This is a genomic window from Parapedobacter sp. (assembly GCF_035556095.1).
In the GTDB taxonomy this organism is placed as follows: domain Bacteria; phylum Bacteroidota; class Bacteroidia; order Sphingobacteriales; family Sphingobacteriaceae; genus Parapedobacter.
Genome location: NZ_DATMFT010000022.1, coordinates 33,011 through 51,841, shown reverse-complemented (window position 1 = coordinate 51,841; position 18,831 = coordinate 33,011). Strand labels below are relative to the sequence as shown.

The 18,831-nt window shown below is 47.5% G+C and carries 17 protein-coding genes; 7 read left to right on the top strand and 10 right to left on the bottom strand.

All coding sequences use genetic code 11. The annotated features are described in order from the left end of the window. Positions 1–23: 23 nt before the first annotated feature. The 4 genes from VNQ80_RS14075 to VNQ80_RS14060 all read right to left on the bottom strand — a co-directional run bounded on the left by VNQ80_RS14075 (position 24) and on the right by VNQ80_RS14060 (position 3,182). On the bottom strand, positions 24–569 hold the full coding sequence (locus tag VNQ80_RS14075) for a hypothetical protein (protein ID WP_325639703.1): 546 nt from the start codon (positions 567–569) through the stop codon (positions 24–26). A 61-nt stretch (positions 570–630) separates the two neighbouring features. Continuing rightward, entirely contained in the window at positions 631–1,605 is a 975-nt protein-coding gene (locus tag VNQ80_RS14070; protein ID WP_325639701.1) for an NAD-dependent epimerase/dehydratase family protein, read from the bottom strand. Next, positions 1,602–2,390: an SDR family NAD(P)-dependent oxidoreductase gene (locus VNQ80_RS14065; protein ID WP_325639699.1), complete on the bottom strand. Its 789-nt coding sequence runs from the start codon at positions 2,388–2,390 to the stop codon at positions 1,602–1,604. Before VNQ80_RS14065 ends, VNQ80_RS14070 begins: the two co-directional genes overlap by 4 nt. A gap of 39 nt (positions 2,391–2,429) precedes the next feature. Beyond that, the gene (locus tag VNQ80_RS14060; RefSeq protein WP_325639696.1) at positions 2,430–3,182 is read right to left on the bottom strand and encodes an RNA methyltransferase; all 753 of its coding nucleotides are present in this window, start codon (positions 3,180–3,182) and stop codon (positions 2,430–2,432) included. Between the two features lie 44 nt (positions 3,183–3,226). Between VNQ80_RS14060 and VNQ80_RS14055 the strand changes: the two genes are divergently transcribed. Further along, the gene (locus tag VNQ80_RS14055; protein ID WP_325639694.1) at positions 3,227–5,536 is read left to right on the top strand and encodes a BamA/TamA family outer membrane protein; all 2,310 of its coding nucleotides are present in this window, start codon (positions 3,227–3,229) and stop codon (positions 5,534–5,536) included. A 69-nt stretch (positions 5,537–5,605) separates the two neighbouring features. Here VNQ80_RS14055 and VNQ80_RS14050 read toward each other — a convergent pair whose 3' ends face one another. Further along, positions 5,606–6,148 carry a hypothetical protein gene (locus VNQ80_RS14050; protein WP_325639692.1) on the bottom strand — a complete coding sequence of 181 codons (543 nt, stop codon included), beginning with the start codon at positions 6,146–6,148 and terminating at the stop codon, positions 5,606–5,608. A 242-nt stretch (positions 6,149–6,390) separates the two neighbouring features. On the opposite strand from VNQ80_RS14050, the gene VNQ80_RS14045 reads away from it, so the two are divergent. From VNQ80_RS14045 to VNQ80_RS14025, 5 genes are all read left to right on the top strand, one after another. After that, positions 6,391–7,449 (top strand): efflux RND transporter periplasmic adaptor subunit, encoded by a 1,059-nt coding sequence (locus VNQ80_RS14045; protein WP_325639690.1) that lies wholly within the window; start codon positions 6,391–6,393, stop codon positions 7,447–7,449. A 20-nt stretch (positions 7,450–7,469) separates the two neighbouring features. After that, positions 7,470–10,583, top strand: a complete 3,114-nt coding sequence (locus VNQ80_RS14040; RefSeq protein ID WP_325639688.1) for an efflux RND transporter permease subunit — start codon at positions 7,470–7,472, stop codon at positions 10,581–10,583. After that, positions 10,580–11,881 (top strand): TolC family protein, encoded by a 1,302-nt coding sequence (locus VNQ80_RS14035; protein ID WP_325639686.1) that lies wholly within the window; start codon positions 10,580–10,582, stop codon positions 11,879–11,881. The genes VNQ80_RS14040 and VNQ80_RS14035 overlap by 4 nt, the downstream gene beginning before the upstream one ends. Before the next feature lie 117 nt (positions 11,882–11,998). Further along, positions 11,999–12,865: an N-acetylglucosamine kinase gene (locus VNQ80_RS14030; RefSeq protein WP_325639684.1), complete on the top strand. Its 867-nt coding sequence runs from the start codon at positions 11,999–12,001 to the stop codon at positions 12,863–12,865. A gap of 49 nt (positions 12,866–12,914) precedes the next feature. Beyond that, a complete protein-coding gene (locus tag VNQ80_RS14025; RefSeq protein ID WP_325639682.1) occupies positions 12,915–13,430 on the top strand; it encodes a glutathione peroxidase in 516 nt (171 codons plus the stop codon). Between the two features lie 29 nt (positions 13,431–13,459). Here the strand turns inward: VNQ80_RS14025 and VNQ80_RS14020 are convergent, their stop codons facing one another. Continuing rightward, positions 13,460–14,038: a thymidine kinase gene (locus VNQ80_RS14020; RefSeq protein ID WP_325639680.1), complete on the bottom strand. Its 579-nt coding sequence runs from the start codon at positions 14,036–14,038 to the stop codon at positions 13,460–13,462. Between the two features lie 114 nt (positions 14,039–14,152). Here VNQ80_RS14020 and VNQ80_RS14015 point away from each other — a divergent pair, with 114 nt between their 5' ends. Then, positions 14,153–15,166, top strand: a complete 1,014-nt coding sequence (locus VNQ80_RS14015; RefSeq protein WP_325639678.1) for a hypothetical protein — start codon at positions 14,153–14,155, stop codon at positions 15,164–15,166. A gap of 23 nt (positions 15,167–15,189) precedes the next feature. On the opposite strand, the gene VNQ80_RS14010 is transcribed toward VNQ80_RS14015, so the two are convergent. The 4 genes from VNQ80_RS14010 to VNQ80_RS13995 form a co-directional block, all read right to left on the bottom strand. Beyond that, the gene (locus VNQ80_RS14010; protein ID WP_325639676.1) at positions 15,190–16,371 is read right to left on the bottom strand and encodes a hypothetical protein; all 1,182 of its coding nucleotides are present in this window, start codon (positions 16,369–16,371) and stop codon (positions 15,190–15,192) included. Continuing rightward, entirely contained in the window at positions 16,358–16,918 is a 561-nt protein-coding gene (locus tag VNQ80_RS14005) for a hypothetical protein (RefSeq protein WP_325639674.1), read from the bottom strand. Before VNQ80_RS14005 ends, VNQ80_RS14010 begins: the two co-directional genes overlap by 14 nt. Positions 16,919–16,940: 22 nt before the next feature. Next, positions 16,941–17,477 carry a sigma-70 family RNA polymerase sigma factor gene (locus tag VNQ80_RS14000; RefSeq protein ID WP_325639672.1) on the bottom strand — a complete coding sequence of 179 codons (537 nt, stop codon included), beginning with the start codon at positions 17,475–17,477 and terminating at the stop codon, positions 16,941–16,943. Positions 17,478–17,623: 146 nt separating this feature from the next. Beyond that, positions 17,624–18,811 (bottom strand): aspartate aminotransferase family protein, encoded by a 1,188-nt coding sequence (locus VNQ80_RS13995; RefSeq protein ID WP_325639670.1) that lies wholly within the window; start codon positions 18,809–18,811, stop codon positions 17,624–17,626. Positions 18,812–18,831 lie beyond the last annotated feature (20 nt).

Genomic DNA, 18,831 nt, shown 5'->3' with positions numbered 1-18,831 from the left:
ATGGTACGTTTATACCATTATTGCTAATCAAACATGATGTTGAAGGTGGTACCTATGCCCACATATTGCATAATACCGCCGTTGGTATCCTTGCGGAAAATGCCATTATAAAAACCAAAAACGTTCCACAATCGGTTGTGATAACCAACCTGTGGTCTTGCATACATGCCGCCGTTGCCATTGAGATCGCTTCCGGTTTGAAAGCTGTACCCTGCGTCGGCACCGACGAAAAATCCTTGGCTAGCCGGATAATAACGTGCAAAAATACCAATAGGTACAGATCCGAAGTTTTCCTGTTCGTCTTTTGGGAAGTAATGGGTATAGCCGGACGCAAGTCCTAGTCCCCAATTGGGCGTAGACATGAGTTGTCCTTTGATATCGGCCCCTAATGCAATGCTGCTTTGGTCAGCCAAATTGCCAATGGGAAGTCCCACATTGATACCAGCTTTTATCCAAGAGTTCATAGGATTGATTTCAGTGGCGCGCTGTTGGGCATAAACAGCCGATGTAGATACCATGACCAAAAGTGTAAGAAAGAACGCTTGATTTGTAAGTTGTTTCCGTTTCATATCTACTCTCCCGCAAAGGTTATACCAATCCTACGTTGAGGGGGCTGCGCAATTTACGGCATTACAACATCTTATGACGCCTGAACCAGTCGATAGCGGTAGCAATGCCGTTTTCGATAGATCTGAACGACGTGCCCAATTCGGCTTGTGCTTTTTTATTAGTATAATAGTTATTGACGCACAGAATTTTCATGTTTACACGCGATAATGCCGTGCGGACGCCAAGCCATCGGAGTATATCGCCAACGTAACCGGCAGCATGCAGTAGCCAAGGCGGGATTTGGATAAATAGCGTCTGCTGGCCAGTTTGTGCGCTTAGCTTTCGGAAAAACGCCCGGTAGGTGAGGTTTTCGCCAGCCAATAGATACGCCTCCTTATGTTTGCCTTTCTCGAGGGCATCTACAACGCCGTTGGCTGCATCTTCAACATTTACAAAGTTTTTCCCACCTGGTGGATGGAGGACTACCTTTTTCCGATAGGCCATATGGATGATCGTGCCGGAACTGGGCTTTCCATCGTATGGGCCAATCATGAATGTGGGACTCACAATAGTAACGTCGATTTTCCCGGCGGCGGCTAATATGCAATGTTGCCCTTCGAGCTTGCTTTTTGCATACCATGCATAAACGAAGGGTGCGTTCGGTGGTAGCGCTTCATTGCCTGGCTCCTCCAATGTACCGTACCCAAAGGTGTTTGCCGTGCCCACATAGACGATTTTTTTGATACGGTGTTTTATCGCTGCCCGGATGACGTTTTCGGTTCCCTGCACATTGATGCGGTGATAGTCATCGTAATGGAGTAGGTGCTGATCGGTTGTTGCGGCACAATGGATAACATAATCGCAATCACCAATTGCCTGATCCAACGATAGGGGGCTGGTGATGTCGCCAACCGTCAGCTCCAGGTTGTCTTGGGCGGGCAGGAGAAATTTCCGGGTATCCCGTATGAGTCCCTTCACCTGATATCCGCGGGATAGTAAGGTGATGATGGTGTTGGTAGCTAGTAGGCCGTTCGCGCCGGTCACTAATACCTTCATGTGCGTTTAACTTCTTTTTTCATGGCTTTGGTCAACAATGGAAGCCGAATGTATATGGGAAGAAATTTCATCACCATCCATGTAAGCCGATTTACCCAGTTGAGCATGATTAGCGTATCCCGCTTGAAGAGTTGCCTAATGGTTATTGCAGCGACTTCTTCCGGGGTAAGCAATCCCATAGTGGCAAAGAATCCCTGCTGCTGCAAGCGGGCCGACGAGTCGGCGTTGGTCATCATGGGACCGGGATTGACCACGCTAAAGAATACATTGCTATCGACAAATTCTTGATAGAGTCCTCGGCTGAGGCTGTGTACAAATGCCTTGGACGCCGGATACACCGTTTTGAATCCGATAGGACTGTAAGCGGCTACACTACCTACATTAAGCACATACGCTTCGTCGCTTTTCATCAGGTTGGGCAGCAATTGGTGGGTGAGCAATGCGGTGGCCTTGACGTTAAGTTGGATAATGCGATCCAAGTAGTCTACATCAACATCCTGAAACCGCTGGGTGCCGCCACAACCCGCATTGTTGATTAATACCGATAACTGAAATCGTTCGTTGATCCAATTGGCTAACGCCACGATATTCGTTTTTTGTGTAAGGTCTGTCTCATAACAATGAGCATCTTGACCTATTTCCGCCACCTGAGCGGCTACGAAATCGAGGCCCTCGCCCGGCAAACTGACCAGGATAATGTTGATTTTGCGCTTCGCTAGTTCTAGGGCAAAAGCTTTGCCCAATCCTTGACTCGCTCCTGTTACCAATGCGTACGTTTTGCTCATCGGTCGTAAAAATACAATATTTTTTGATACTGGATTTGCTTATGTGTTGCCTCTTTTTCTCGTCAACTCCGCACAGAAAAGTGCGGCGGAAATGGCTACATTGAGCGACTCAGCTTGGCCGATGCGCGGGATGGTAATATGCTGTGTGATATGCGGCAATACTGCCGGGCCGATGCCGTTGCCTTCATTGCCTAACACCACCAATCCCTGTTCGCCGAAATCCGTATCGTAAATCGAATTGCCATCGAGAACAGCGCCAAAAACCGGAATGGGCGAATAAGCTACCAGTTTAACGATGTCCGTATAGTGTATTTGCATTCTTGCAAGTGAGCCCATACTGGCTTGTACGGTTTTCGGATTATACGCATCCACTGAACCAATCGAGCAAATCACGTGCTTGAGGCCGAACCATTCGGCCGTTCGGATAATGGTTCCGAGATTGCCGGGGTCTTGGATGTCGTCAAGCACCAAATGGAAGCCCTTCTGCAAAACATCGGTGGTTAGCGGTGGGTAATCAGGTATGCTCACCAACGCCAGTACACCTTGTGGGCTTTTGAGAGAACTGATACGTGCCAACGTCGTATCGTCGATTTTAACCGATTTTATATTTTGCGGGATTTTAGGCAATTTTGCAGCCGCTTGGGTGGTATAGTAAATACGTTGGACGCTATAGTCGGAATGGAGGAATTCCGTGACAGATTTAATGCCTTCCACAATAAACAACCCCTGTTCCTTGCGGAATTTTTTTTGCTGTAGTAATGTAATGGCACGGATTTGCGGTTTTGAAAGCATTGTCAATGGTTAAACGGGATTGTCTTTTTACGTATGCAAGTATAATGCTTTTGCTGGTATTATCCGCATCATGCCGATCCACACGACTGCTAGAGGCCGAACAGGCATTGGTTACCAAAGTAGACATCGAGGGCATTGACCCTCAATTCGCTGAGGAAGCTAAAGCGTATATTCCACCTGCCCTGCGGCCCAATTCGCGCATCAATCTATTTATCTATAACCTGGCGAACGCCAGTAAAGGGCGGTACCGGACAACTAATATACGCAATGTAGGGGAACCCCCGCATATCTTGGATAGTGCTTTGGTCGATTTTTCAACACAGCAGATTACCCGCTACCTGATAGCTAAAGGTTATTTCAATGCGGTGGTAGACCAAGACATCGTTCGACGAGGTAAACGGGCACACCTGTATTTCAATGTAGTGCCGGGCGAACCGTTCATGCTCCGTGAGGTGGGCGTAGATATCGCCGATACGGCATTGGCTCGCTTGTATGCCGAACGGCTCCGTGCGTCGAGTCCGATCAAACCCGGATCGCGTTATGACGCCGATTCGTTGGTCGTTGAACGTGAACGCGTGTACCACCTGATGCGCCAACAGGGTTACCACGACTATTTTAGGCAGTACATGCGCGTTGATGTAGATTCCAGTCTCCAACGTAACCAAGCAGATGTAACGCTTATCGTAGACAATCCCGAAGGTCGAGTACACCATACGAAATTTAATATCGACAGTAGCTTTATGGTTATCAAGCACGATCGTCCGGGTCTCAATCAAGCAGTCCCCGATGAGGTCGAGCTGGACGGGCAGCTTGCTGTTCGGGATTACACAGGTCGCTTCCGGGCGGCACCTATCGCTCGATACTTGTTCCATCGGCAGGGTGATACTTATAATTCCAATTTGGAGAATTTAACTTATGATCGCCTCTACGAGTTGAATGGCTTTCGTAATGTGAAGATCGACTATGAAAAAGTAGATTCTAATCGCCTGAATGTGCATTATACGTTGGTGCCTCGGCCTTATATGGGCAACCAGATTGAGGGTGAGTACACGTTCAATGCAGGGATGAGTGGTTTCAATATTGGAAACACGTTTACCCACCGCAATCTTTTCGGCGGGCTAGAGCAGTTGGAAGTGAAGTTGCGTTATGGCGTGCTGTTTGACTCGCGGCTATCGGGTGGTCTGTTCGACCGAGTATTCAACAACGATTTCCAGATTGGGGTTAATATTACGGTACCTCGGTTGATTACCCCCTTTGCCGTCCCGCCCGTTGGTAGGAGCGGGTTGCCGCGGACGGTGTTTTCCGCGAATGTCCAGGCGTTCGACCAATTTCAAACCTATTCCAACCGCTATTTCAGCGGCACATTATCGTATAATTGGTTCGATACGCGTTACAAACAACACAACCTTACTCCAATAGTACTGGAATACCGCTATGGTAGATTAAACAGTGAGTTTGCCCAACGGTTGATCGACCAAGATTTTTTGCTATATGTACGTAGTAATAACAGGGCCTATTTCGGATTGGGCTCACAATATGCCTATACGGTAAATGCTATCCGGCTTTTGAGGCTGGAAAGCTTTCTTTACTTCCGTGGTGCATTGGACTTGAGCGGCAATCTACTAGGGCTAGCCAGCCGTCTAATCGATTTCAAACAGAATGTAGATGGTGAAAAGGAAATCATGGGGGTGCCATACCTGCAATATGCCAAGATAGAAACAGATATGCGGTATTATCGATATTTTGGTGGTGACAAACAGTTGGTTATCCGACTCAATCCGGGCGTGGCCATCCCTTATGGCAACAACTCGAGTCTGCTGATTTTCGAAAAAAGCTTTTTCGGCGGCGGTATGAACGGTATCCGGGCGTGGCAGGCACGTACTTTAGGGCCGGGCAATTATAACCGGAAGGTGCTCGATCCAGGCCTGCGCCTTAATCTCCGTAATCTCGACCAACTGGGTGAGGTCAAACTCGAAGGAAATGTGGAATACCGTTTTAGGGTAGTGAATGATGTTTTTGGAGCAAAACTCAAAGCTGCTACGTTTGCAGATTTCGGTAATATCTGGCGGATCAATGAAAATGAATTGAATCCGGGAGGGGAATTCAAATTCGACCGTTTCTTCGGGCAATTAGCAATCGGCGCCGGCGCTGGCCTACGTTTCGATTTGGATTATTTCGTTATCCGGCTGGATGCCGGTATAAAAGTGCGCGATCCACAATTTACCGGCGCGCAGCAATGGGTCATTTCGGAGTTTTTCAATAGCAAGGAATTTAAGGGCCAGTACCGCCTCACCAATGCTCCCGATCGTTATAATTTCATTCAGTATAATTTTGGGATTGGAATGCCGTTTTGATTTTAGTCGTAAGCACCAAGTTAAGTTCAAAGTGCTGGTTTTCACAGTTACAAGGAAATGGGATGTTGATTAATGACTAGCAACTAACGACTTAATTCCATGGGTAATGGTCTCGAAGATATTCTCCAAATTCAACCCTTTACTGTAATTATAGATAAACAAGCCAATCAACACTACGATTGCCAATACCATTATCCGTTTGAAAAGATAAGCGATAAACAGGATTACAGCGGGAACAAGGATAAGGAAATACCAATTTATGGCGATAGGATTGATGCGCTGGTCTCGCTTCCATATATAATAAAGTCGGCCGTGCGAGCCTTGTTGATTGTTGTGTTTGATGAATACGAATGCTGACGTTTCGATGGCGTTCGGTGTTATAGCCACACCATCGTTGAACTCCAACTCCTGCTTAAAACCATTGATTACGAACTGATAGGTGCCTGAAATAGTTTCATTTGGATGCTCTTCCGCATCGGTGGCAATAATGGCCAGCTTACTATTCTTAATCAGGTTTTCGCTAACCATGAAATGGTCAATATCGTTGGTTTCTTGTGCATGCACCCACAAGGCCGCTACAAATGCAACCACAAAACAACCGTACTTCGACATATTTTAGTTGACAATGATTGGTGCAATGTTAATGAAAAAATGTAAAAGTTGGGCAGGTTTATATATTTCGCGCTCGGCAGAGGTCGCTTGCCCTAGGCGGTATCCCACAGATATTTCCGTAAAAAATGTGATACAGCTGCGAAATACTTAGAGATTCCAGTAGTTTTGGCTGATAAAGACCGTAGATTTAAGTCTTTTTAGGTTGTTAGGCATTGCCTGATACCTAACATTCAGATACTAAAATGAAAAAAAAATACCTTTATATCGCGATAGCTATCGTTGCTGTGGCCACTGTGAGTTATTGGCTTACGCGGAACCCTAAACCCAAAGTTGCTGCACCGGAACAATCACAAGGTACTGGAGCTATTGAGGTCAATGCCATTGTGGTGGCGCCCCGTGCATTTTCCAATACCATTACCTTATCGGGATCGATTGAGCCCAACGAGCAGGTCCAAATCCGCAGTGAGGTATCGGGGATCGTAAGGGCGTTGACATTCCGCGAAGGATCCGCCGTACAAAAGAACCAGGTGTTGCTACGTATCGATGATTCGGAATTGCAGGCGCGTCTTATCCAAGCACAGAGTAGCGAAGCGTTGGCAGGAGACAATGAAAAGCGAGCACGACTTTTGTTGGAAAAGGAAGCTATCAGTCAGCAGGAATATGACGTAGCGCATGCCGATTACGAGTCGGCCAAGGCGCAAACCGTGCTTATCCGTGCCCAGATCGCCAAAACCACTGTCCGGGCGCCATTTAGTGGTAAGATCGGCCTCCGTTCGATTTCGGAAGGGGAATATTTGACGCCGTCAACTGTGGTAGCCAATTTGCTGAGCATCAATCCGGTTAAGGTATTGTTTTCGGTGCCCGAAAAGTATAGTAATCAAATAAATGTGGGGCAGGGGCTGACTTTTAGCGTCAGTGGATCGGAAGCGAAGTATCACGCCGAGATTTATGCAATCGAGCCGGGTGTGGATGCCGCTACGCGTACGATTAGTATCCGCGCAATCGCTAACAACCCGGAAGAGCGACTGTTTCCCGGCGCCTTCGCCCGCATCGAGCTCCCATTGGACCATACGGAAAATGCCGTGCTCGTCCCTACCGAAGCGGTAATTCCGGTGCAAAATGGCAAACAGGTGTTTTTATTGAAAGATGGAAAGGCAGTCGCAACCCCGGTGGAAGCTGAAAATCGAACCCGGACGGATGTGTTGATTACCGAGGGTGTTGCAATTGGAGATACGGTGTTGACCACCGGGATCATGTCGCTCGCCAACGGGATGGCGGTAACTGTAAAGGTTGATGAATAGGATGATTAAAAGATAAGCACATGAGTCTCTCCACCACCAGCATAAAAAGGCCGGTTCTCACCATCGTGATGAACTTGATCCTTATTTTATTTGGCATTATCGGATACACGTTCCTGGGTGTACGGGAGTTCCCTTCCATTGATCCCCCCATCGTGTCGGTGCGGACTAACTACGCCGGGGCTAACCCGGATATTATCGAATCGCAGATTACCGAACCGTTGGAACGCTCAATTAACCAAATTGATGGGATTCGCAACATATCTTCATCCAGTAGTCAAGGTTCCAGCCGTATTAATATCGAATTTGTGCTGAGCAAAAACTTGGAGGAGGCCGCCAACGATGTACGCGATAAGGTCTCGCAGGCCATGCGCAGTTTGCCGCAGGATATCGACGCACCACCGGTGGTGTCGAAAGCCGATGCCGATTCCGATCCAATCATCGTAATGACGGTTCAAAGCGACTCCCGATCCCCGCTTGAACTCGGTGAAATTGCCGATAACGTGATCGCCCAACGCTTACAGACATTGCCGGGGGTGAGTTCGGTTCAGATATGGGGCGAAAAGCGCTACGCGATGCGGTTGTGGATCGATCCAATGCGGCTTTCGGCTTACGGGCTCACTCCATTGGATGTGCGTAATGCACTGAACCGCCAGAATGTAGAGCTGCCGTCGGGCAAAATTATGGGAGAGAATACCGAATTAGCGATAAAAACCGTAGGTAATCTTACAACCGAAGAAGAGTTTAATAACCTGATCATCCGATCGGAAGGCGACCGGATTATTCGGTTTGGCGACATCGGCACTGCTGTGCTTGGCCCGCAACAGCTAGAAAGCGAATTCCGGGAGTCCAATTCTGTTATGGCTGCAATGGCGATCATACCACAGCCCGGCACCAATTACATTGATATTGCCAACGCATTCTATGACCGTCTCGAGCAACTCAAGAATGAAGTGCCGGCCGACATTGTGATGGACGTAGCGATAGACAATACGTTATTTATCAAGCGGTCAGTTACAGAGGTTGCCGAAACCATTCTGATCGCATTGATATTGGTGATTTTGATTATTTTTCTCTTCTTCCGTGACTGGGCTATTGCATTCCGTCCGTTGATTGATATACCCGTATCGCTGATTGCCACTTTTTTCGTAATGTATCTATTTGGGTTCTCGATCAACGTGTTGACGTTGCTGGCTATCGTGCTGGCTACGGGTTTGGTGGTCGATGACGGAATTGTGGTGACCGAAAACATTTATAAAAAAGTAGAGGAGGGCATGTCGCCAATTATGGCAGCGATTAAAGGAGCAAACGAGATTTTCTTCGCTGTGATCTCCATCTCTGTAACGCTGGCGGCGGTGTTTTTACCTGTAATGTTTATGGAGGGCTTCGTTGGGCGGCTGTTCCGAGAGTTTGGAGTGGTCATTGCTGCCGCCGTGTTGATTTCAGCATTTGTGTCATTATCCCTTACGCCCATGCTCAATGCATACCTCATGCGCCGTGGGGCAAAGCATTCATGGTTTTACACCGTTACCGAACCCTATTTTGTGAAGATGACGAAGGGATATGCCCAGTCGCTACGACGCTATATGCGTGCCAAGTGGGTGAGTTTCCCGATTTTGGCAATTTGCTTTGCGCTTATCGCATGGTTCTGGGTACACTTGCGTAAAGAAACAGCTCCTTATGAAGACCGTAGCTTGTTGCGTGCAAGTATTACCGGCCCGGAAGGTAGCACCTTCGAGTATATGGACCGGTTTATGTTGGAGCTAATCCAGTTGGTTAATGACTCCGTTCCGGAGAAAAAAGTCAATATGGTCAACACATCGCCCTCATGGGGAGGATCCGGGTCGGCCAATACCGGCATGATGCGTCTCGGCCTGGTGCCGCCCGAAGATCGGGAACGCTCGCAGGATGAGATTGCGGAGGCATTGTCAAGACAAACCAGCCGGTATACCGAGGCGCGCACCTTTATTTCCCAGCAACCCACCATATCGGTAGGTAGGAGAGGGGGGATGCCCATTCAGTATATCATCCAAGCACCCAATTTTGGTAAGTTAGAAGAGAAAATACCCGAATTTATGGATCGTGCCACGGCAGATCCTACTTTCGCTAATGTTGACGTTAATCTCAAATTCAATCGACCGGAACTGAATGTCAGTATTGACAGGGACAAGGCACAAAGTCTGGGCGTATCGGTGTTGGATGTTGCGCAAACCCTGCAGCTTTCACTGAGCGGGCAGCGATTTGCCTATTTTCTAATGAATGGCAAGCAATATGAAGTGATTGGTCAGTTTTCCGACCAAGATCGGAGTTCGCCGCTCGATTTGGCAACCATTTTTGTGCGTAGCAGTACCGGCGAGTTGATACAGTTGGATAACCTCGTCGATATGGTCGAGCAAAGCAGTCCACCGCAATTGTATCATAACAATCGTTTTATGTCGGCCACGGTTTCCGCATCGCTAGCACGGGGACAAACGATTGAAGACGGTATCAACGCGATGGATCGCATTGCGGATGAGGTGCTTGATGACAGTTTCTCGACCGATTTGGGTGGAGAATCGCGCGATTTCAAGGAAAGTAGCTCCAATGCCATGTTTGCGTTCGCCTTGGCCCTTTTGCTGGTATACCTCATCTTGGCAGCACAGTTTGAGAGTTTTCTAGATCCTGTAATCATTATTCTTACCGTACCCATGGCGGTAGCTGGTGCAATGCTCTCCCTTTGGCTTACGGGGCAATCGTGGAATATCTTTAGCCAGATCGGCACCGTAATGCTTATCGGGCTGGTTACGAAGAACGGCATACTTATCGTCGAATTTGCTAACCAGCTTAAAGAGCGGGGGTTGCCCGTTCGACAGGCAATTATAGAGGCGGCCGAAGCTCGGCTTAGACCCATTCTCATGACGAGCTTAGCGATTTCGCTCGGTGCGTTGCCGATTGCTATGGCCTTTGGTGCCGCTGCAACCAGCCGCATCGGAATGGGGGTGGTTATTGTAGGCGGGACCATGTTTTCGTTGATACTGACCTTGTATATCATCCCGGCCGTGTATGCGATGTGGTCTCGAGAATATAAACCTAATCCCGATTTGGAAGAAGCTAAACGAATCGAGGAAGAAGTAATGGCAGGTGAACATTCGTTATGAAGAGATTGATTATTGTTGCCTTATTTTTCGTTCCCTTTCTGGGAACCAGTCAACCGGTGCTCACGATGGAAGAAGCCGTAGCCATAGCACTGGAGAATAATTACGACATCCGGTTGGTAGCGAAGGACGCCGACGTGGCCACCAACAACGTGCATATCGGTAATGCGGGTATGCTACCATCGGTTAGCGGTGATGTCTCGGCCGCGGCAAGTATTCAAAATACAACACAAACCCTCCTGAGTGGTGAAACCCGTGCATTGCGCGGAGCCAAAAGCCGGTCGATGGCTTATGGTGTGAACTTGGACTGGACAATTTTTGATGGTTTCCAGATGTTTGCCCGGTATGACCAACTCAAGGCGTTTAAGGAACTCGGCGAGGCCAACCTTAAAGCTGCCATCTTGTCTACGGTGTATGAGGTAGTAAGTGGTTATTTTGACCTTGTGCAACAACAGCAGTTGATTAAAGCCACGCAGACCGCTTTGGAATTGTCTGCCTTTCGCCATCAAACAGCAGAAAACAGGTACCAGATTGGGCGGGCTTCCAAATTGGAAGTATTAGCAGCCAGTGTGGACCTCAACACAGATACCACCAACTTATTGCGGCAGCGCGATGTTTATCGAACGACACAGATTAGGTTGAATGAGCTGCTGGCACGCGATGTAAATGCCGATTTTACGGTGGCAGATACCATCTTAATCGCAAGCGACCTCCACTACGAGAAGCTTGCCCAACAGGCGAAACAGCTCAACCCAGCGCTGCAGTCGGCCCTAGTCAATCATCGGATTAGCCAGTTGGAACTGAAGCGCGTTAAAGGCGAGCGGTATCCCGTGGTCAGTGTTTCGTCAGCTTATACACGCTCGCGCTCGGCGGCCGAATTGGGTTTCTCTACGCGGTCGCATAACAATGGGCTCAATTATGGTGTTTCCGCGTCTATGAATATATTCAATGGATTCATACAACGTAGAAATGAGCAAAATGCCGAGCTGATGCTGGATGCCGCGGAAATCGAAGTAGATAAAATCAAGGAGAATATCGATGCGCAGTTGCTGGCTGCTTACCAAACGTATTTGATGAATTTGGAATTGGTACGATTAGAGGAACGGAATAAAGATATCGCCAAAGAGAATATGGATATCACCCTGGAGAAATTCAAGCTGGGAAGCATTGCTCCGGTTGAATTTCGCGAGGCGCAGCGTAATTTTGTAGATGCCAGTACCCGTTATAGCACGTCACAGTACCAAGCCAAGTTGGCCGAGATAACGCTGCAACAGATCGCGGGCGTGCTCGATATGGAGTGATGGGCCTGTGGAAACAAGTCTTGGAAGATAAATTACTTTTACATTATTATATTGCACATGATATCAAATTTAGCTAAATTTGATATCCCTAGTTAATTCTTATAATAAAGTAATTCAATGATATTAGTAGCAGATAGCGGTTCGTCACAATCGGATTGGATGCTGGCACTCCCTGATGGCAAGCGGTTGGCATTTGCGACGAAAGGATTGAACCCCTTTTTTGTGAACGAAAAAGACATCGCAAAGATTATCCACAATGCGGATGAGATCCTTCCGCATGCGGGGCAGGTAACCGAAGTTTATTTTTTTGGATCGGGCTGTACGAGTCCCGATAGGCGTGAAATGGTTTCCAATGCATTATCTCAGCTATTTGTTAATGCATTCATTTCTGTAGAAACCGATTTGGTTGGTGCAGCTTATGCCACATGTGGAAATAGGAAAGGGTATATCGCAACATTGGGTACGGGTTCTGACGTTAGCTTTTTCGATGGCGAAGAGGTGCTTCCCACACAACAGGGGATCGGTTATGTGCTCGGGGATGAGGGTTCGGGTGTCTGGTTTGGAAAACAATTGGTAACCCGGTTTTTGTACGGTGCTATGCCGGCCGATCTCGCTGCCCAGTTTGAAACCAAATACCGGCTTAACAAGGAAATCGTTATCAAAAACGTGTACCAGCGCGCCACCCCCAATGCGTATCTGGCGTCATTTGCACCATTTATGGCGGCATATAGTGATCATCCCTTCATAGACGATTTGCTTAAGCGCGGTTTTACGGAGTTCATTATGACAAATATAAAGCCGTTTCCGGATCATGGGGACTACGTATGCCATTTCGTGGGATCGATTGCGTATTTTTTTATTGAACAATTACGTGAAGTATGCGAACAACGCGGTGTCAAGATGGGCAAGGTATTGAGCCGTCCGATTAACGAACTGTTTAACTATATTATCCAGCGCGAGAAAAACTACGAAATACACGCTTAATCATTGTATGGTGTCTTCGCAAAGGAAGTAACATAAAAAACTAAAGTATATGAAGGTAATTATTTTAATGTTAGGTGCAATATTGATTGGTGCTCCTGCAGACAACGTGTATCAATTTACCGTCAAGTCTATCGATGGTGAGGAAGTTCATCTTTCTCAGTTCAAAGGGAAAAAGCTATTGCTGGTCAACACGGCCTCGGAATGTGGATTTACCAAGCAATACGCAGGGTTACAAGAATTATCGGAAAAATATGGCGATAAAGTAGTAGTCATTGGTTTTCCCGCTAATAATTTCGGTGGACAGGAACCGGGTAGCAACGAAGAAATTCAGGGATTTTGTGAAAAGAATTTTGGTGTAACGTTTTTGCTGGCCGAAAAGAGCAGCGTAAAGGGAAAAGATATATCGCCATTGTTCGCCTACCTGACGGCGGCTGAAAATCCGGATTTTACCGGTGAAATCAAATGGAATTTTGAAAAATTCCTAATCGACGAGCACGGTAAGCTTGTTCATCGTTTCCGTTCGAAGACAGAGCCGATGAGCGATGCGATCACCAGCGAGCTGTGAAAAAAGTGTGGCTATAGGGTTTAGGTCGCTTATTGGCTCCGATAGAAACAGGCGCGGCACCGCGGCTCGTAACTCTCTTTTTCCCCTACAAGCAGCTGTTGGTCATCTTCTGTAATCCGGTAAGAATAATTGGCAGGCGCGCCGCAACGTACGCATACTGCGTGTACCTTGGTTACGTGTTCGGCAATGGCCATGAGTGACGGTACAGGGCCAAAAGGCTGGCCTTTAAAATCCATATCTAGGCCGGCTACAATTACCCGGATTCCCGCATTGGCTAGTTTTGTACAAACATCGGGCAGTTCATCGTCAAAGAACTGAGCTTCATCAATGCCCACCACTTTTGCAATGCTTCCCAATAGTAGGATGTTAGACGAATGTTCTACCGGGGTAGATGGTATGCTATTACTGTCGTGCGACGTGATAGCCGTATCGTGATAACGGGTATCCAATGTGGGCTTGAATATTTCCACCGGAAGTTTGGCGAGCTGTGAGCGCCGCATTCTACGGATGAGTTCTTCAGTTTTGCCCGAGAACATCGATCCGCAAATCACTTCAATGCTCCCATAAGGAGTATTCTTGTGCACCAACCGGTCTTCTGAAAAAAGCATGGTATCTATCGCTATTTTATGCGGAAATCACAATTAATTGTAAGCCCCAAGCCTGCTAATATCAGAATTTAATGTTAATTTTGGTTTATCATTAGAGGCATACGTTTTAATAGCATGACAACAAAACAGCAGGTTTTAGGGAAAATAGCGGATTTACTCAACGATATTAACAGCCAATTTGGCGATTTGGAAAACGATGCAACAGCAGGCGATGGTCTAAAGGCCGATTTATTTGAAGCTACCGTCAATTATTTTGCAGCGAATGTAACGGTTTACAATAAGTTGCAGAAGGCCGAAATAGAAACATCGGAGCAACCGATACAGGAAACTGAAGTCAATTTTGGCAATTCGCACCAAGTGGATGTCGATGCCAAAACGGATGATTCGGAAGAAATTGTTTTCACGCCGAATATTGAGACCACCGAGTCACATGCGCCATCCGCAGACCAAACTGATACGGAAGAAGCGGAGATCGAAACCGACCTTCCGAGTGAGCGTAGCGAGGAACAGCTTGACGAACGTGAGGATGTCGTTGAGGGCGATAATACGCTAGAAGCTGAAGACGAAGTGGAAATGGAAACAGACGAAGTGGAGACGGAGGAGGTGCATGACGAAGTTAGTGAGCAGGCGCCGGAATCGCGGGAAGAACCCGATTATAACACTGTCATTGAGGAAGAGGAAGTAGCAGAAGAAGACGGAGGAGAAGATGAAGTTATTACGGAAGAAGTAGTAATTGAAGAAAAGGCTGTTGAAATCGATGCTACCGACGTGCCCACCCGGCCGGATAATGATGAAAAGCCGCCACGGCCGCTTTCGCTCAACGAACGCCTTTCTGCACAGCGGAGGGCAAGCAGTAGCAATCCCCTAATAGCAACCCGGGGCGATGGTGAACGGATTTCGGATATTAAATCGGCAATCAGTCTCAATGACAAATTGCTATTCATCAAAGATCTTTTTAATGGCTACAGCTTGGCTTATAGCGAAGCTATCGAGCTGCTAAATAGGTACGATGATTTTACTTCTGCCGACGGTTTCTTGCAGGCAAACTATGCCCAGAAGAACAATTGGGCAGACAAGCCCGAAACGGCGGACAAACTGTATGCAATCCTGCGGAAGCGATTCGGATAGTAAATTACGCAAAATTTACTCACTTATTTTAAACTCACCGCACCATACCGTGCATTGACGCTTACCATGTTATCTACGGCTTTGTTCCAATAGCCTGAGTAGCTGGCGGATGTATGGCTCTCTGACTTGCTGCCAATATTGATGTGATTGCGATCGTAATCGAACCCACCATAACTCACCGCAACATCAAAATTGAAGGCGGCATCGCGTGCCGGGCGAATGTGGATATTGGAGTACGCTGCTGCCACACTTGCTTTTTGTATGGATGGGCCCAGGCCCATTTCAAATCCGCCGCTGTACCGGAGGCTGATATTGGTTTCTTGGTTGATTTTGCCTATTTTTCCGCCGCTCGAACTCATCGCCAACGTGAGCTTTTCGGCCTCGGATAATGTGAATCCCCCATAACGCACGCTTACCTCTCCTTCATTCAAGTATTCAACGTCCGCTTTTGAATAAGCAACCGATAACGAATTATTAGGACCATTCAACCGGCCAGCTTGCAGACTTCCGTAACTTACCGATACGTTAACAGTACCGTCGCGATCGGATAGTTCAATGGCGCCGTAACGGTTTGCAAGTGCCAGTTCATTTTTTTTGGGGAGATAAACGTCGTAGTCTACGCGCAATGTGCGGTCTCCTCCACCACTTGTTAACATTGACCACCAATTCGAATCGCCCGACTCGATGGCCGTTTTGAAGGAAATGACGTTGCTTGAGCGGGATTGGTCGATCCGAACGTGATCCAAAGCTTCTTGGGCCCGTCGCTCGGAGTTCTCGGCAGTGCGCACGGTAATGATTACCTTTATCTCATTTTTTGCCCAATTATTGATAGTTATTTTGCCATAACGGTTATCGATGTTAACCGATTGGCGGCTATTGATGGGATACGCGTATTCGGTTACCTTTTCTTTTTGGTAGATAAGATGCGCCATAGCGTCCTGTTGCTCCAAAAGCCGCTGCCAATCCAGCTGGGTAATCTCTTGGGCCAACGACTCGCTTTCACGGATGAGGGGGGTGAGGTTTGACGCATCCACATCGATACATTCCAAGGCGTTACTTATCCCATTGCTAAGATCTGCAGCCAGTTGGCCGATATCCTGCACCACAGTCTGCAACTCCTGCGGGTCTGCCGGCTGGGCGAATACCGTTGTTGTATACGACAACAGCGGTATCGAAAGAATTAGATATATCTTAAATTTGTTCATTGTGGGTTTCGTTTTTAGCGCTGTTGAGGTAATTTAATATGTCCAACTGCTGGCTGAGTATATCGATTTGTGCTTGTAGGTTTCGTATCATAGCCTCCAATGTCAGCTCTCTATTGGGGCTTTTCGCGAACTCTTGTTTCAACATTTCATAGTTTGATTCCATTTGGTCGATTACTTTCGAAAATTCCCCATATAGTGCGGGATTTGATGTCGCGATATAGGCAATCGAATCTTTCTTTTGCGTAACCAATTGCGCGTACACCTGCTGCTCTGCAGCCAAATCGGGATTAACCCGGCTATAATCGAGGTAGGCCTCCCTTTTTCCATAAAAGTAAATCAACATCCCAACCGTGCCCACCAGGAATGTGACGGCCGCTACTTTCAATACTTGGGCAAACCAGGCCGTCCTGCTACTTGGGATATCGGTGCGCTGGCGGTCCAGCTCATCCAGTCCACTGGCAATACCTTGCCAAAGGTGTAACGAAGGGGTGGCATCATCAAATGCTTCCCTGTTTTCTTGGATGAATGATTTCAAATCTTTTTTCATGTCAACTCCTTTGCTTTTCCATTCAGTTCGCCAAATAACTCAGCAACTTCCGCTTTCCCCGAAGGTATTGGCTTCGAGAGGTCGCCTCACTGATTCGGAGAATATGCGCGATTTCTTCATGGTCATACCCCTCCAACAGATACAATGTGAGTACCAATCGATAGCCGTCGGGCAATTTGTTAATCGCCTGTTTGATGGTGTTCACTTGTAGTTCGATGTCATTTTCAATGTCTTCCTCATTTGCAGGTTCCTCGCCATCTCCAAGCAATTGCAATTCCAACTTCCGTTTTCGCAACGTCGATATCGACTTATTTACCACGATTTGCTTCATCCAGAGACCAAATGTGCTCTCTTGGCGGAAACTATCTAAACGGGAGAATGCATCAATAAATGCTTCTTGTAGCACATCGGCCGCTTCAGCCTCATCCTGTACGATACGCAAGGCGGTATTATACATCGCCTTTGCGTATAAATTATACAATTTGAATTGCGATTGGCGGTCGCCTTGCTTGCAGGCCACTACCAATTCGTAATGTTTATCAGTGAATGAGGCTTCCAACGAGTTTTTTATTATGATGCTTCAATGGTGCAATACGATCAATTCCTCCGCTTAGTTTCCTTTCGCTTTGACCAATAGACGCGGGCAACCCCGCCGATGTTGCATCGCCGGCAGAAATAAATGAGCAATGTTTGGAAGATTTAAATTCAGTGTTTGCGGTCGAGCGCATTCAAAATCGTTTGGCAGGCCTTCGCGATGTCGTCATCACTGATAATAAGAGGCGGTGAGACACGCAAAGCGGTGGCGCAATGCAAAAACCAGTCGATAATGACACCATTGTCTGCGCAGTATCTACTCACGTCTGCTACCTGCTCGAAAGTATCCAATTGGATGCACATCATCAAACCGATACCTCTGATCTCGCGGATAGCGGGGTGCTGTAGGTATTTGCGGAATAGTTGTGCTTTTCGTTCAACATCATCAACGAGGTGCTCGTCAATAATGACATTGAGCGATGCCAGAGCAGCCGCACAACTAACAGGATGGCCGCCGAAGGTTGTTATATGGCCCAGCATCGGATTGTCTTTAATTACATCCATTATCGCTTTATTGGCTATAAATGCTCCTATAGGCATGCCGCCACCCATTCCTTTAGCGAGGAGTAGGATATCCGGCTCAATACCATAATGTTGAAAGGCAAAAAGTTTGCCCGTACGGCCAAAGCCAGTTTGGATTTCATCGAAAATGAGTACGGTGCCCGTTTCATCACAGCGCTCGCGCACAGCGCGCATATACGACAAATCGGGTACACGTATTCCGGCTTCACCCTGTACCGCTTCTAAGATGACGGCAGCGGTTGACGTATCGATTTTGGCGATGTCGTTTTGATTGTTGTAACGGATAAATTCAATTTCAGGCAGCAGTGGAGCATAGGCCCGGTGATATTCGGGGTTGCCGATAAGACTTAATGCGCCCTGGGTGCTCCCATGATAAGCTTTTTCAGCCGCTATGATTTGGCGCCGTCCGGTGAATTTCTTTGCTATTTTCATGGCACCTTCGGTAGCTTCTGTGCCCGAATTGGTAAAGTAAACGGAATCGAAACGCTCAGGGAGGACGGCAAGGAGCTCCGTGGCCAAAGCAACCTGTGGCGCTTGTACAAATTCACCATACACCGTTACATGCAAGTACCTGTCGAGCTGGTTGCTAATTGCTTCGATTACCCGCGGATGGCGGTGGCCGATATTGCTCACCGCAAAGCCAGATACCAGATCAATGTACCGCTCGCCACTCGGGCCATATAAGTATACCCCCTCTGCACGGTCGATTTCGATAAGTCGGGGAGAAGTAGATGTCTGCGCCGTATTAGCGAGAAAAAGCTGCCGATTACTAAGCATATGCAAAGTTACGGAATAAT